The 15,700-nt window shown below is 49.1% G+C and carries 14 protein-coding genes; 2 read left to right on the forward strand and 12 right to left on the reverse strand.

Going from position 1 to position 15,700, the window contains the following annotated elements:
• Nucleotides 1-10 precede the first annotated feature (10 nt).
• From NOC_RS13165 to sdhC, 4 genes are read right to left on the reverse strand one after another with little or no spacing between them, the layout of a single operon-like run.
• Nucleotides 11-706: a succinate dehydrogenase iron-sulfur subunit gene (locus tag NOC_RS13165; protein ID WP_002810143.1), complete on the reverse strand. Its 696-nt coding sequence runs from the start codon at nucleotides 704-706 to the stop codon at nucleotides 11-13.
• Nucleotides 707-731: 25 nt separating this feature from the next.
• Nucleotides 732-2,495: a succinate dehydrogenase flavoprotein subunit gene (sdhA, locus tag NOC_RS13170; RefSeq protein WP_002809153.1), complete on the reverse strand. Its 1,764-nt coding sequence runs from the start codon at nucleotides 2,493-2,495 to the stop codon at nucleotides 732-734.
• Nucleotides 2,492-2,821 (reverse strand): succinate dehydrogenase, hydrophobic membrane anchor protein, encoded by a 330-nt coding sequence (gene sdhD, locus NOC_RS13175; protein WP_147094463.1) that lies wholly within the window; start codon nucleotides 2,819-2,821, stop codon nucleotides 2,492-2,494. Before sdhD ends, sdhA begins: the two co-directional genes overlap by 4 nt.
• A complete protein-coding gene (gene sdhC, locus NOC_RS13180) occupies nucleotides 2,818-3,204 on the reverse strand; it encodes a succinate dehydrogenase, cytochrome b556 subunit (protein WP_036497473.1) in 387 nt (128 codons plus the stop codon). The genes sdhD and sdhC overlap by 4 nt, the downstream gene beginning before the upstream one ends.
• Nucleotides 3,205-3,399: 195 nt before the next feature.
• On the opposite strand from sdhC, the gene NOC_RS13185 reads away from it, so the two are divergent.
• The gene (locus NOC_RS13185; RefSeq protein WP_002811121.1) at nucleotides 3,400-4,443 is read left to right on the forward strand and encodes a YgfZ/GcvT domain-containing protein; all 1,044 of its coding nucleotides are present in this window, start codon (nucleotides 3,400-3,402) and stop codon (nucleotides 4,441-4,443) included.
• 45 nt (nucleotides 4,444-4,488) lie between these two features.
• On the opposite strand, the gene NOC_RS13190 is transcribed toward NOC_RS13185, so the two are convergent.
• From NOC_RS13190 to cysC, 8 genes are all read right to left on the reverse strand, one after another.
• The gene (locus NOC_RS13190) at nucleotides 4,489-4,818 is read right to left on the reverse strand and encodes an HU family DNA-binding protein (protein WP_011330975.1); all 330 of its coding nucleotides are present in this window, start codon (nucleotides 4,816-4,818) and stop codon (nucleotides 4,489-4,491) included.
• Between the two features lie 289 nt (nucleotides 4,819-5,107).
• On the reverse strand, nucleotides 5,108-6,136 hold the full coding sequence (locus NOC_RS13195; protein WP_231561824.1) for an MraY family glycosyltransferase: 1,029 nt from the start codon (nucleotides 6,134-6,136) through the stop codon (nucleotides 5,108-5,110).
• A gap of 20 nt (nucleotides 6,137-6,156) precedes the next feature.
• Entirely contained in the window at nucleotides 6,157-7,305 is a 1,149-nt protein-coding gene (locus NOC_RS13200; RefSeq protein WP_011330976.1) for a glycosyltransferase family 4 protein, read from the reverse strand.
• Nucleotides 7,295-9,277 carry an asparagine synthase (glutamine-hydrolyzing) gene (gene asnB / locus NOC_RS13205; protein ID WP_002811120.1) on the reverse strand — a complete coding sequence of 661 codons (1,983 nt, stop codon included), beginning with the start codon at nucleotides 9,275-9,277 and terminating at the stop codon, nucleotides 7,295-7,297. Before asnB ends, NOC_RS13200 begins: the two co-directional genes overlap by 11 nt.
• Nucleotides 9,277-10,416, reverse strand: a complete 1,140-nt coding sequence (locus tag NOC_RS13210) for a glycosyltransferase (protein WP_002810520.1) — start codon at nucleotides 10,414-10,416, stop codon at nucleotides 9,277-9,279. The genes asnB and NOC_RS13210 overlap by 1 nt, the downstream gene beginning before the upstream one ends.
• Nucleotides 10,417-10,447: 31 nt before the next feature.
• Complete coding sequence (locus NOC_RS13215) at nucleotides 10,448-11,554, reverse strand: glycosyltransferase (RefSeq protein WP_002811451.1); 1,107 nt, start codon at nucleotides 11,552-11,554, stop codon at nucleotides 10,448-10,450.
• On the reverse strand, nucleotides 11,551-12,984 hold the full coding sequence (locus NOC_RS13220) for an oligosaccharide flippase family protein (RefSeq protein WP_002811603.1): 1,434 nt from the start codon (nucleotides 12,982-12,984) through the stop codon (nucleotides 11,551-11,553). The genes NOC_RS13215 and NOC_RS13220 overlap by 4 nt, the downstream gene beginning before the upstream one ends.
• A gap of 194 nt (nucleotides 12,985-13,178) precedes the next feature.
• Complete coding sequence (gene cysC, locus NOC_RS13225; protein ID WP_002811234.1) at nucleotides 13,179-13,817, reverse strand: adenylyl-sulfate kinase; 639 nt, start codon at nucleotides 13,815-13,817, stop codon at nucleotides 13,179-13,181.
• Between the two features lie 270 nt (nucleotides 13,818-14,087).
• On the opposite strand from cysC, the gene NOC_RS13230 reads away from it, so the two are divergent.
• Nucleotides 14,088-15,557, forward strand: coding sequence for a mannose-1-phosphate guanylyltransferase/mannose-6-phosphate isomerase (locus tag NOC_RS13230; RefSeq protein WP_041345992.1), 1,470 nt, complete (start codon nucleotides 14,088-14,090; stop codon nucleotides 15,555-15,557).
• Nucleotides 15,558-15,700 lie beyond the last annotated feature (143 nt).

Below are 15,700 nucleotides of genomic sequence, written 5' to 3' on the forward strand. Positions count from 1 at the left end.
GGTCCAAAGATTAAATAGAATCCTTCATCATCCGATGCTTGAGACGGCTAATGGCTTCCGCAGGATTAAGGTTTTTCGGACAAACATCAGCGCAGTTCATAATGGTATGGCAACGGAACAGCTTATAGGCGTCATCCAATTCCGATAAACGCTCTTCCGTCGCTTGATCCCGGTTGTCCGCCACAAAACGGTTAACCCATAGTAAAGCAGCTGGTCCCCGGAATTTTTCCGGGTTCCACCACCAAGAAGGGCAAGCAGTAGAGCAACAGGCACAAAGAATACATTCATAGAGACCATCCAGCTGCTTTCGCTCCTCCGGGGATTGCAGGAATTCAACTTCCGGCAGCGGATCTTCCCGGATCAGCCAAGGCTTGACGGCCCGATACTGCTGGTAAAACTGGCTCAGATCTACCACCAGATCGCGAATGACTGGTCTGCCAGGTAAAGGACGTAACGCTACGGGTTCCTTGAGGCTCGCCAGTGGCGTAATACAGGCTAAACCATTCCGGCCATTGATATTCATTCCATCGGAGCCACATACTCCCTCTCCGCAGGAGCGGCGGAAGGCAAGACTTTCATCCTGCGCCCGGATTTCCTCCAGCGCGTCCAATAACATCATATCCGGCTGAATTTCGGCCAGCTCGTAATCTTGCATATAAGGTTTAGTATCAGTTTCCGGGTTATAACGATAAATACGAAAACGCATGATATCTCACCCTCTCCTAACGGGTTTAGTAAACTCTTTCTTTTGGAGGAAAGGTATCCACGGTCAAAGGCTTTAATCGTACTGGCTTGTATTCCACATGCCCTTGTCCTTGGAAATACAAGGAGTGTTTAAGCCAACGGATATCATCCCGTTCCGGATAATCTACCCGGTAATGGGCGCCTCGACTCTCCTGCCGCGCAAGGGCGCAACGGACTACCGCTTGTGCTAGCCCCACTAAATTTTCCAGTTCTAACGCGTCAAGCCGGGCAGTATTAAAAATTTTACTCTGGTCCTTCAAACGTACATACTGCAACCGTTCCTCAATCTCCGTTACCTTATGAACAGCCTCTTCAAGCACGGCTTCATTGCGGAATACGCCACAATTTTGTTCCATAAATTTTTGCAGATCAGCGCGTAATTCCTCCACACTTTCCCCATCACCAGGACGCTCCCAGCGGGCTAAACGCTCCAAAGCCTGCTCCACACTCTCGGAAGCCAAGGCCCGATGATAGCGATGTGCTTCCAGGTGCTCAATAATATGATTACCTGCGGCACGCCCGAATACCACTATATCCAGCAACGAATTCCCCCCCAGGCGATTAGCCCCATGGACGGAAACACAAGCACATTCCCCCACTGCATATAATCCAGGGATAGCCTCTTCGGCTCCCTCATTATAGGGAGCTACTACTTGCCCGAAACGGTTGGTAGGAATACCTCCCATCACATAATGGCAGGTGGGATAGACCGGAATAGGCTGTTCGATAGGGTCAAAATGCAAAAAAGTCAAAACGGTTTGCCGGATGCCCGGTAAACGTTCCTTGATAATATTTGCCCCTAAATGCTCCAATTTGAGCAAGACATAATCACCGTCGGGGCCGCATCCGCGTCCTTCCTTCACTTCAGTATAAATAGCACGGCTAACCACATCTCGGCTCGCAAGATCCTTGACATGGGGGGCATAACGCTCCATGAAACGCTCCCCTTCGCAGTTAACCAGATAGCCACCTTCTCCCCGTACTCCTTCTGTGATAAGCATTCCCTTGCCCGCGATACCGGTGGGATGAAATTGGACAAACTCCATATCCTGCAGCGGAATCCCGGCACGCAAAGCCATAGCCATACCATCGCCCGTATTGATGCGGGCATTTGTATTAGTGCGGAAAAGCCGCCCTGCTCCCCCGGTGGCTAATAAGGTACATTTAGCTTCAATAATCCAGGGCTGGCCCGTTTCTATCTCCAGTACCACAGCACCCAAAATATAACCCTCGGCATCTTTAATCAGATCCAGGGCAAAAAACTCATCAAAGAAATGAGTTTTAGACTTGATATTTTGCTGATAAAGACTATGAAGGATGGCATGGCCGGTGCGATCAGCTGCGGCACAAGTTCGAGCAGCTTGCTCGCCCCCAAAATTCTGGCTTTGCCCTCCAAAAGCCCGTTGATAGATTTTCCCATTCTCCAACCGTGAAAACGGAACCCCCGCATGTTCCAGATCAATCACTAAATGAGCAGCGGCCCGACACATATACTCGATAGCATCCTGATCCCCCAGATAATCACTTCCCTTAACTGTATCGTACATATGCCAGTGCCAGCTATCCGGCGACACATTGGCAAGCGCGGCATTCATTCCCCCTTGGGCAGCGACAGTATGGGAACGAATAGGAAAGACTTTAGAGACCACGGCCACATTGGCTTCCGCCTCGGCCAACTGTAGAGCCGCCCGGAGTCCTCCCCCACCAGCACCAATAACCAGCGTATCAAAACGTCGCCGTGGCAAATTCATCTTAACAATATCCTAATAACCCAAAAACCTATCCCGCTATACACTACCACAATCAAGGAATGGGCAAACAAGCGCAGCGATACAGGACGTACATAGTCTAAAATAATGTCTCGCAAACCCACCCAAGAGTGCAGCAGCAGGACGCCAAAAAAGAGGGCTACCATAATGCTTACCAGCGGATCGCTGATCCATTCCCGCCAAGCTTCATAGGTCTTAAAGGAGCCTTGCATTAGGCGGGCAAGAAAAAACAACAACAGCACTAACATGATTACGGCTGTTCCACGCTGTACCAGCCAAGCGCGCAGGCCAGTCATTACTCCTTTCACCACAATACCCCCACAATCAACAGCGTCACGACTAATGCCAGAATACTCGTAATACGGGCACTCCAGCTGGGCCGATAATCCTTTACTATTTTACCCATATGGATATCAAATAATAAAAAACGAATTCCCGCAAAAATATGATGAAGCAATGCCCAAAGGGCTACAATACCCACTAATCGTACTGGCAGGCTGCTGAAAAATTCAGTTACCCAAACAAAACTTTCTTTATCCCGCAATGAAAAATCTAGCAAATAAACTACAACAGGAATAAAAAATAAAAGGATAACCCCCGAAATGCGATGCAACGCTGAGACGACTGCATTTGCCGGAAAGCGGATCAAGGCCAAATTGAAAAAAATAGGGCGCGGATTATTATTGGCCATCGGTCCTCCTGAAACAGGCGAGTTTCTGTAATTCATCCATCTCCTGGTATTTTCTTTCCTTACTTATATCCCCACATCTATGCTTAAATTAGACTTTTAATCTATTTGCTAAGGCTAGTCGCAGATTACAATCAAGATTAAGCAAATCATTTACTCATATAATCCTAGCCTAGATATAAGAGGAGAGCTACACTAATGCAGCAGGAATGGAAATCTTTTCTAACTCAAGCAGGCGCCGTCTTTGACGGTGAGAAAGTTCTCCATTTCGGATATCCCCAGGATGAATGGGTAGCGGTGAACTCGGCTACCTTCATTACCGATTTATCCCACTTCGGTTTGATTGCTATCAGCGGAGAAGACGCTAGCGATTTTCTCCAAAATCTTCTCACCAACGATGTCAAAGAAGTTAATTCGCAACGTAGCCAGCTCACGGGGCTCTGCAACCCTAAGGGTCGGCTGCTAGCTATTTTCCGGCTTTTTCAATGGAATGCCAATTTTTATCTGAGTCTTCCCCATAGTCTCTTAGAAGCAGTGCTGAAAAGACTCAACATGTATGTCTTAAGGGCCCAGGTCTCCCTAGCAGATGTCAGCGATCACTTCTGCCGTTTTGGGCTAGTTGGTTCACAGGCCAGTGACGAACTCAAACGCTACCTAGGCAAGGCACCCATGACCACTAATGAAGTGCAGCAAGCACCTGACTGCTGCATTCTCCGAGTACCCGGCGAGCCATCCCGCTTCGAAGTGGTGGGAGGGATGAACACCCTCCAAAAATTCTGGGGTGAGCTCACTAAAACCGTTACACCAGTAGGCGCTAATTTTTGGGAGCTGACTACGATTCGGGCAGGCGTTGCCACTATTTATCCTGAGACCCAAGCATCATTTATCCCCCAGCAGGTGAATCTAGAACTCAGAGAAGGGGTAAGTTTTACTAAAGGCTGCTATCCTGGACAGGAAGTGATTGCTCGAATGCATTATCGAGGCAAACCTAGCCGCCGGATGTTTCTTGCCCATATCAGCACAGATCAACAGCCCCAACCTGGCGATCCAGTCTATCTAGCCAATGACGAGGCAAGGCAAGCAAGGGGTGAAATCGTGGCTGCCCAACTGGCACCGGAGGGAGGCTATGATAGCCTAGTAGTGTTACAGCTCTCCCACCTTCAGAAAGGCGATATGATGTGGAACGGCGGGAATGGGGCAAAACTTACACTCCGGAAACTTCCCTATCTATTAGAATATTGAGATTGAAAAACTGCGGGCAAACCCTTGAGTTCGCCCGCACAGGCGTCAATTGAGGCGGCTATTACCTGTATCGAACGCCTTAAAACGTAAGTAACTACGAGGGGGGACCTGAATAGCTTCTCCCGTTCTAGGATTACGAGCCTCGCGGGCATTCATGTGTTTAGCATAGAATTTACCAAAATGACTGAGGCGCACTTCCTGCCCAGAGGCCAAATCGGCAATTATCTGCTTCTTGAAGGCAACAAGAACTTCTTCAATCTGGTCTGGTGCCATACCTGTTTGCTTTGCAATGCGCCCTGCCAATTCCTTATCGCCAACCCCATAGACAGAAAGCGAAACCATCATCAAAATAAGGGACAAGATAACCTTCTTCATTTCATCTCCTAACCGCCCTAGCGGGATCATTATTCATCAAGTCCAATAACGTAAACTGCCACTTGAATACTAGCCAGGGCTTAGCTCAAAGGACGTGATGCTGGTCCCAAAAAGGAGTAAGAAGCATAAATTAGGCACCCCTACGAATAAAACAAAAAATATTCTCGGAGCGAGGGAGCAATATTTTGCAAACTTTTTTTCAGAGGGGGAAAATAGGTTTGTAGGAACTTCCCTATCCCTTAGCTCTGCACCCCTCCACTCTAATACTTCAAAATTTTTACCAAGGTACTTATTCTTTTGGATACATGGGACGTAGGCGTTCAATGCCCCCGTAGATGATCCCAAGGAACATCAGTGTTACTAAAAATATCCAAGGCAAGGCTTCCCGGTTCGCATCTGCCCACAGGGCTACAGTAACCAAGGCCATATTAATACCGCTGATAGCTAAAAGCACTTTACGATGGGACCATCCAATTTGATATAATCGCTGATAGGCATGAGAACAATGGGCGCTATACCAACGCTCGCCAGCCAGAATCCGACGTAGTAAAGTCACTGTGGCGTCAAACCAAAACACGCCATAGACTATTATCCATAGCAAAATCGGAATATCCCACCAAACGTGCCCAGCAAACGTAAAGGCAGCAATCAAAAACCCTAGAAAACCACTTCCTCCATCTCCCATAAAAATTCTAGCGGAGGGCCAATTCCACACCAGAAAACCAGCAACTACAGCTACTAACACCCAAGCCAGATAAGCATAGCCATAGGCCTCTGCCTCCCATAACCACCACCCTCCAACGCTGAAAACAAAACAAGCCTCCATTCCCGCAAGTCCATCAATACCATCCATAAAGTTAAAAAGATTAATAGACCAAACCATGGCAAAAAGGATGCCCGCTACTACTCCTAATTCTGGCCAGAAAAATATCTCCCAACCATATTGACGGATATCCATCGCCAATAAAAAATAAACTGCAATTAAGGCAGCGATGAAGTGCGTAACAATCCGCCACAGAGGACTCACATCATAAAGATCATCCCCGTAGCCAATCCCTGCCACCAGGAATGCTCCTGGCAATAAAAAAAACGCGGCTTCAGAAGATATTTCACCTCTACCCCAAACCAGTAAAGCTGCTCCCAACCATAGCCCCACAAACACTACTCCCCCTCCCCGAGGGGTGGGGCTCTGATGGGAAGAGCGCGCATTCGGAGAATCCAGCAAACCCTTACTCAAGGCGTAACGCCGAAAACAACCGACCAAACCTAAAGCGGCTAGAAAAAAAACAGGCAGTAATAAATAAAAATAGGCGGTCAAAATTAAGTTAGCTGGTGAAATTAGCACAAAGATTTAGGCAATAGTTTTCCATAGAGATTAAGTGTCTGCATGTTGATCAAGTCTACAGAATGCTCCGCAACCACCAATGCTCTTCCCTCCTGGCCCATACGTTGACGCATCTCAGAGTCCTTAATCAAGGTTCCCAATGCCTGGGCTAATTCCCTGCTATCTCTTACAGAAACCAGTAAACCATTTTTTCCATGGCGAACGATCTCGCGGCAGCCTGGCATATCCGTAGTCACAATGGGCCGCCCACAGGCCGCTGCCTCAATTAAAATCTTAGGCAAACCTTCACGGTAAGAAGGCAAGCAAATTATGTTTGCCCCTGCCAGAATTACTGGCATATTGTCACGATATCCCCACCACTCCACAACTCCCTGATCTCGCCATTCTTTGAGCATACTTTGAGGCACCGCAGCCGGATTCCCTGGATCGGTATCCCCTACTAGCACAAAACGCGCGTTCACTCCCGCTGCTTGGAGTACCCGTGCTGCATCAACAAATTCACCAACACCTTTATCCCATAGCATACGCGAAGCCATTACTACCACAGGCACATCTACTGGCTCTGGTTGGGGCGAATAGACCTGTATATCTACCCCGGAGCCCTTTATTAAGATAGTTTTTTCTTCAGGCACCGCACCAGCTTCAACAAAGAGCAATCTATCATCTGGATTCTGAAAAAGAACGTAGCTATTACAGTGCCCCATCGCCAACCGGAATATCTTATTAAGAAAATAACGCAGTATATCCGCCCCCACCCCCTGAGCGGTAAAGACGAAGCCTAACCCGGTAAGCGCATTGACCACTGCGGGCACGTAAGCCAAACGTGCCGCTATCCCCCCATAGAGCACCGGTTTAAGGGTAACATGGTGGACTAAATCTGGCCTTAACCGGCGATAAAGAAAATAAAGAGCCATAATCCCTTCAATCTCCTTCCATGGATTTCGGCCTTGCCGGCTCAGAGGAATAGGATGGTAAGAAAAGCCCTCCTGCCGAATTTTCTTCACTGCGGTAGACTCTGGTGTGGCGACATGGATCTCGTATCCCTTCTGTCTTGCCGCCTGGGCGAGGGGCAAACGATGAGAAAGAAAAAAGGCGGCTTCATTAACGACAAAAAGAAGACGGCACACAGAATTACTGAGCATCTAACCAAGCTTGAAACATCAAGACGCACCACAGGGGATATTGCCAGTTACGCCGCCCGCTGAGATGCTCCCGCCATTTTTTACGGATAGGCTCAGGGTAGAAATATCCTTCTCTCCTAAGCTTGCTGGCATCAAGTAAATCTTCCGCCCAGTGGCGCAGCGGACCCCGTAACCACGCGTCAATAGGAACCCCGAAACCCATCTTTGGGCGTTCTACCAATGCCTCAGGGACATAACGGTATAAAACCTGACGCAATATCCACTTGCCTGTCCCCGCCCGTACCTTCAACCCAAGCGGTAGGCGCCAGGCAAATTCCACCAAGCGATGATCGAGCAGCGGAACACGGGTTTCTAAACTCACCGCCATACTTGCCCGATCCACTTTGGTCAGGATATCACCGGGAAGATAGGTTATTAGGTCGAGGAACATCATCCGTTCGGTAAGATTAGTCAGTGCAGGATAGGACCAAACTTTATTAGCTGAACCCGAAGGCTCGAAACCATTAATAACAATGCTGCCAGGATTCTGCCACTGGGAAATCAGCTGCTCATAAATAACCGCTGGAGAGTCCGAGGCCAAAATGGCTGCTAGCTTATGCAATTTATCGCCCGGATGGGCCTGCCGGAATCGGGCTGGCAAGATGGGGTCCAGACTTGCAAAAACCTTATCCCAAACCGAAGGAGGGAGAGCCCCCAGCATTTGAGCAGCCAACTGACGCCCGAGGCGGGGAAACCTGCCTGCCTTATTCCAAATCTGCTTGCACCAGAAATAGCGATTATAGCCGCCTAGCAGCTCATCGCCTCCATCTCCAGACAGGGCCACGGTGACATGCCGTCGTGCCAACTGGGACACCAGAAAAGTAGGAATCTGAGAGGAATCAGCAAAAGGTTCATCGTAGATGCTGGGAAGCCGTGGGATCACGGCCATGGCTTCCTCCGGACTGATATAGAGTTCAGTATGATCCGTGCCTAAATGATGGGCCACTTGGGCGGCATGAACCGCTTCATTATAACCCTCCTCGTGGAAACCAATAGAGAAAGTTCGAATGGGCTGGCTGCTTTGGGCTTGCATTAGGGCGGCAACCGTAGAAGAGTCAATTCCCCCGGAGAGAAAGGCGCCCAGAGGAACATCAGCGACCATCTTACCTACCACAGCATCTCGTAGCCGCTTCTCCAGTTCAGCGATGGCCTCTTTATCACTACCCCTAAAAGGGACTGTCACCCCGTTTTCCACTGCCTTCCAGGCGGACCAATAAGGTTGCAGAACGCTCCTTTCTCCCTCTTGCGGAAAGGGGGCAAGCGCCTTATTTACCCTTAAACTTTCCCAACTTAACGCTAAAAAACATCCCGGCGGAAGTTTATAGATCCCTTGGTAAATAGAAAAAGGGCTAGGGATGTAATTATGACGCATCAAAAGCGTTACCGCTTTCCGATCTATCTCCCCCTGCCAGAATGGATAGGCTCGTAACGCCTTGAGTTCGGAACCAAATAAAAAAGCTCCCTTCATCCAACCGTAATATAAAGGTTTTTCTCCCAGCCGGTCCCGAGCAAGATAAAGCACCCGCGCCTTTCTATCCCAAAGGGCCAGGGCAAACATGCCCACACAGCGCTGCAGAGTTTTGCTTACTCCCCACGCCTCAATCCCCGCCAGCAAAACCTCGGTATCCGAATAGCCATGCCACTGGGTTTCTCTTCCTTCTAGCTCTGTCCGCAGTGCTTTATAATTATAAATTTCCCCATTAAAGACAATCACGTAACGGCCACTAGCAGAAAGCATGGGCTGATGGCCACTGGCGGAAAGATCCACCACCGCTAAACGTCTATGAGTAAAATGAATTCCCGTTTCCCGTTCGCACCAGATTCCTTCGTCATCCGGCCCTCGATGAATTAGCTCTGATGCCATTTTAGTGAGGATTTCTCCCGCCTGATCCACCGGCAACGAAGAATCATAAAAACCTGCAAACCCACACATTAAGGGGTCACTTCCAGGTACAATTGCTCATACTGGTGTACGATTTCCGAGAGATTAAAATGCTCAGCAATACGCCTACGGGCTTTCTCACCTAATCCTTTACGACCCTTGACTCCTACCCCGATTAACGCTTGCCAGGCGGCGGCTAGAGCCTGAGGGTTCTTAGGTGGCACGATTTTGCCCGTATCCGCAATGAGATAGGCTGAATCTCCTACATCCGTGGCGACACAAGGTATACTGCAAGCCATTGCCTCACCTAACACGTTAGGAAAACCCTCCCCCCATGCCGACGCGACGGTGGCAATATCCAATGCCATCATGAGCCTAGAAATATCCTGCCGCTCCCCCAGCAAATACACTTTTGAGCCTAAACCTAACCGGCCAATAAGCTCGATTAGGGGACCATTAGGCAGGTCGATACCCCGCCCGGCTAATAGAAAAGCAATCCTCATTCCTTCCTCTGCCTTCATGAGTTCCGCAGCTGCCCGCAGAAAATTCGAGTGATCCTTCATGGGATGATAACGTGCAATCAGCCCAATCAAGAGGGTATTAAGCGGAATTTCTAGCTCTTTTCTTACCTGCTCTCTCATTCTTTTATCAGGGTAATATTCATTACAATCGAAGCCATTGGGGATAATCCGGGTCTTCTGGGGCTTAAACCCCATCGCCTCATGCTGCGAGGCGCTGGTTTTACTATTATAAAGAATAATCTTCGGCGATCTGGAGAGCCACGCACTCCCATAAATCACTTGCCGGGTAAGCCACCGTTCTTTTGCCAGCCCATAGAGAGACTGCCGGATATTCCACAACACCGGAACTCGCCGCCCTAGGGATGAGGCCGCTACAGTCGCCGCTAGATTGCCATGATACATCCAACCTTGAATCACATCGGGGTCGAGTTTTTTGAGAAGGCGGCGCAAATCGATTAAAACTCTGGGCCCCGGAATACCTCGCTTCATCCCCAGGGGATATACTGGTACTCCTAGGGATTGGATCTGAGGGCCTATAACTCCTTTATCCAGCAGAGAAATCACACTAGGATTAAAGCGCGATGCAGTTCGATTGGCTAACAATCTAAGCAAGGTTCTCTCCGCCCCTCCCACATTTAATCCGGTGATGACATGAACCACGTTTATCATGTAATGCCACTATGCCAGAGGAGAAGCATTTTTAAAGATTGAGGGCCTCAAGATAGGCGGTTATGGCCCGCTCTAGGCTGAAATCCGCAGCCCGCCCCCTCAATACTGGAGCTGTGAGCCTTCGCCCCTCTAAAATATGCATAATTGCCTCTGCCATGGAAACATCATCCCCCACTTGAACCAAGGGTCCATAGGTTCCACCGCAAAGAATTTCATTGGGCCCACTAGGGCAGTCAGTTGCAACCACCGGTGTACCCACCGCTAGGGCTTCCATCAAAACTCCCGGTAAACCCTCCCAGGCCGAGGACAGCACAAGCACCGCAGCCCGGCTCATATAAGCGTAAGGATTTTGGACAAAACCAGGTAAGGCCACTTCATCTTGGAGATTCAACGCCCCGAGCAGGGCCTCTAATTTTGAACGTTCTTCCCCTTCGCCCAGGATGATAAGCCGTGCCAGACGCCGTTCCCGAACCTGAGCAAAAGCTCGGATAAGGGTCGGGAAATCTTTTTGCGCCGTCAATCGTCCTATGCCGAGAATCACCGGGGGCTGCTCGGCTCCCAACCAGAAATGTGGGATAGGGGCTTGAGCCTGGGCTAACAAATCCGGAATCACCACAGGATTATGAATAACTTCAACTCTCTCCGGGGCCAAGCCCGTCGTGTGGATCAAGTCTTTAGCACCCCCCTGGGAAACAGCCACAACTTTATTAGCCCTTGGATACCAGCGGCTGATAAGCCAAGGAATAAGGCGGGCGCGCCAGACCCTAGCATGGCGTTGTTCGATAGAAAGCGTACTATGTACACTGACTACGCAACGGGCCTTAGAGACTGTCAACCGCTTGGCCAATAACGCGATAAGATTGGCGTGGTCTAAAGCTGACAGCAAGGCTTGGGGCTGCTCCCGCCGTAAATAACGCATCAAACCCGGCAAGCTTTTTATCACACGGGAAGCCTCCAAGTTCACTACACGAACTGCGTCAGGAACCCGGCTAAGATAGGGCCCCTCTGCATTGGCCAGGATCAAATCTACACGCAAACCGCGCTCGGCGAATCCTCCTGCCAGGGTCAACATTATTCGCTCTGCACCACCGCCATGGAGGGAAGGTAGAAATAAAGCGAGGCGCTTGGTTTTTTTCATATAATGCGCCGCTCAAGAAAGAGACGATTAAATAGTAATGTGCGGCTACCGGCAATATTAAATACCAACACAAAAAGCCCATAACTAACCATGCCGACAAGAATCTGAACGCCAAGCCCCGTGAATCCTTTGAGGGAGAGTAAGGGCCAAAGGGCGAGCCCCATGGCAAGCGTGGCAACAATAATTTTCAGGCTCTCGTATCCTGGAATAGGCAGTTTAAAATAGCGTCTTCCCAGGATCACACTCAGTACTAATGCCGACAGATAGGCGCAAGCCGTTCCATAAGCGGCTCCCATGATGCCAAGCTTAGGAATCAGCCAGAGATTTAAGATTAAATTGATGGTGGCCGCTACCAACGCAATCCAAACCTGCGCTAGGGTGCGCTGACCAAGCTGGAAAGCCAAATCGAAATAATAAGCCTTGATACCAGCCAGGAATGAGGCCATTGCAATCCAGAAGCTAAGCGCTACCGCGGCTTTTCTGAATTCAATGCCAAGCACCACCTGGGCGATATTGGGCGCCAGAAGGATCAAGCCAACGGTAGCCGGCAAGGCGATACATAAAAGGCCAATAGCATTTTTTTTCAGCTGTACTTGCGCAGCCCCCCAGCCTTCCTGCTCTAGTGCATGAACGGCAAGGGGATAAGCAGCTAAATGAACTACCATCATCAATACTCCCAGAATCTGGTGAGGCAGGTCATACCCCACCGCATACAGCCCTGCCGAATGAGACCCCTGCAACCATCCCAGCAGCAAGCGGTCTGAACTGCTCACCACAAAAGTCAGCGCAAAAGTGGCAGTGAGGGGAAGACCATAGGAGATCAATTGCCCCATCAACTCTTTATCAACATAATAAGGGCTAAGATGACGCCATTCCTCTCGCGCCCAGATTACGATGGCAAGGATGAGCCCCCCAGTAAGTCCCCAGAGAACACCGGTTGCACCAAATCCCCACCAAGCAAGAATACTGCCTAAGGTAAGCGAAGTCAGCGCCTTAGTGATAGCCAGCAACCCATAACGCTGGGGAGTCAGCTGGGAGGCAGTCATCTGTAGATGAGCATCAAAGAGAGCCTGGGCCCATAAAAAAAGAATTCCTAAACCAATCAGCGATCGCATCTCGGGCTCTGGCCAAATACCCCACAAAACTAACCCTACCATTGCACTGAGCAATACGACCATCAGATAACCAGCCGCCAAAGTAGAAAGAAACCTCGGTTTACAATCTCGATATCTTGCCAGATATCGCAAAAGCCCTAAGTTTAGCCATTGAAACAGGACTGCATTGGCGAGTCCTACCGCGGCAATGACAAGGGCGTAACGACCATATTCATCAGGGGCAAGCAAGCGCGTGTATACTGCTAGTGCAGCAAAATTAATCAGCCCAGGCAGACCACGGGCAAGGGTGTATAAGGCGCTATGTCGTAGTAACATAGGAGAAACCTACCCCTATCTTCAAGTGGCTCTGGTTAGACAAGATACGCCAAAATAGCTTAGAAAAGCCTTGGAATAGCCGCAATCAGTGGGTACCGAGCGGTAAAAATCAATTAAAGAGAGTTCATGGCGGTAGCCGGTTAATCACACCTCTGCAACGATTCCATGATACTTTATTATTCGCCCCCCCGCAGTCACACTTGAACCATAGGCTTAACCGGTTTAGCCGCTCCCTCAGGGATAATACCTCGGCATTTTAGTAAATGGATAACCATCTCTACATTTTCTTCCACGGCATGGGAGCCTGTATCAACCACTAATTCTGGCCTTTCTGGTTCTTCATAGGGGGAGGAGATTCCGGTAAATTCAGAAATCTCTCCAGCACGGGCTCGCCGATAAAGGCCCTTCACATCCCGCTGCTCACAGATGGCAAGAGAGGCTCGGCAGTAAATTTCCAGAAAATCGCCTTCGGCCACTAAATCCCGTACCCTCTGACGATCTCGCCGAAATGGAGAAATAAATGCTGTCAGAGCAATGACCCCGGCGTCCACAAAAAGCTTACACATTGCTCCGATACGGCGGATATTCTCGGCCCGATCCTCTTCAGAAAAACCTAAATCGGTACATAGTCCATGACGCACGTTATCACCATCGAAGACAAAAGTCTGGCATCCCATTTGGAAAAGCCGTGCCTCAACCGCATGAGCTAACGTGGACTTACCCGCGCCAGAAAGGCCGGTAAACCATAAAATCGTGCTCTTGTGATCATTTAGCCGTTCTCGATCCGTGCGCCTAACGATAGGCTTATGCCATACAGTGTTACTCGAAGGCATGATTTTCCCTTCCGTAAAAATTATGATCGAATATCCCTTCCCTATGAAGGTGCATAGCAGGAACAGTATTAACCGATCCTGGCATTGTCAACCCACTTGTTAGCGCTTTTAAGACTAGAAGCATTAACCTTTCAAGCCAGAAGGAGGTACGATAATATTTGTCGGCAAATCAAGAGGACTTGCCCCATAATAAAAATTAAAACCCAAATTTATAAGCCATGATGCGATAATATGGTGGTAGCTTGATTGATGCAATTTAAGGATAATACTATGCGTCTGCAACCTGTAGTGCTTTCGGGCGGTTCAGGAACACGTCTTTGGCCTCTCTCCAGGGAGCATTTTCCTAAGCAGCTTTTGCCCTTAGTGGGAAGCCGTACTATGCTCCAAAACACTGTCACTCGGCTTAACGATGGTTTCTTCAAGTTTCCATTGCTCTCTCCCCTGGTCGTGTGTAACGAAGAACATCGTTTCTTGGTTGCTGAACAAATGCGGCAAATCGAGGTGATTCCCCGCCAGCTCATCCTAGAGCCCTTTGGCCGCAATACTGCGCCTGCCCTTACCTTGGCTGCGTTTTCCGCTTTGGAAGCGGGTGAGGATTGTATTTTATTGGTGATGCCAGCAGATCACATTATCGCTGACATCCCAGCATTCCAAGCTGCAGTTCAAACGGGATATCAGTTAGCCCAAAACAATCATGTAGTGACCTTTGGCATTGTTCCCACTCGTGCCGAGACAGGGTATGGCTATATTGAAATGGGTCAACCGCTACCCATAATGGCAATGGACTCAGCGTCTATACCAAAAGCCTTTAGGATAAAGGCTTTTGTGGAGAAACCGGATCAGGAAACCGCACAGAACTATTTACAATCGGCTAACCATTTGTGGAATAGTGGCATGTTCATGCTTCGGGCCTCCATATGGATAAAAGAAATTGCAGCCCATGCCTCTGAGATCGAACGGGCCTGCCATCAAGCTATCACAGAGGGAAGCCAAGATGGCGATTTTTTTCGAATTAAACACGCTGCATTTGAGACTTGCCCCAGCAACTCCATTGATTATGCAGTGATGGAGAAACTTACTACAGAAAAAGAAAATCACCCTTCTGTCGTGGTTTCCTTGGATGCTGGCTGGTCTGATGTAGGAGCATGGCCTAGTCTGCTAGAGGCTAGTCCGCGAGACCAAGACGGTAATATGGCCCGGGGTGATGTTTATCTCGAAAACTCTCGAAATACCTTGCTTCTGGCGGAACATCGTATGGTAGCTGGCATTGGCCTTAAAGACCTCATGGTTATCGAGACATCGGATGCGGTGCTCGTGGTCCATAAGGAACATGCCCAGCACGTCAAAAATGTAGTATCTCAGCTTAAAGAGGCGGGACGAGAGGAGCACATTAAGCACCGAAAAGTGTATCGTCCGTGGGGTTGTTACGAAAGCATCGATTACGGCACCCGGTTCCAGGTTAAGCGGATCACGGTAAACCCTGGCGCTTCCCTCTCTTTACAAATGCATCATCATCGGGCCGAACACTGGATCGTTGTCAAAGGAACGGCACGGATTATTCGGGATAATGAAACCACCCTGCTTTCTGAAAACCAATCGACCTATATCCCGCTAGGCGTCAAACATCGCCTGGAAAATCCTGGCAAGCTGCCTTTAGAAATTATCGAAGTTCAATCAGGGAGTTATTTAGGAGAAGACGATATTGTCTGTTTCGAAGACCATTATGGCCGAGTCGGGTAATGCACCCCCGGATAAGCGCTTTTAAAAATAACAATTTTGCACTGAGGCCAAAAAAATATGCTTGAAAAACACGGTACATGGGGCTCATAGGTAATGCTTCGGCACTAAAGAGCTCTTTTGAAATGGCTTCCGGGAACGATATC

The sequence above is a fragment of the Nitrosococcus oceani ATCC 19707 genome, from assembly GCF_000012805.1.
GTDB lineage: Bacteria > Pseudomonadota > Gammaproteobacteria > Nitrosococcales > Nitrosococcaceae > Nitrosococcus > Nitrosococcus oceani.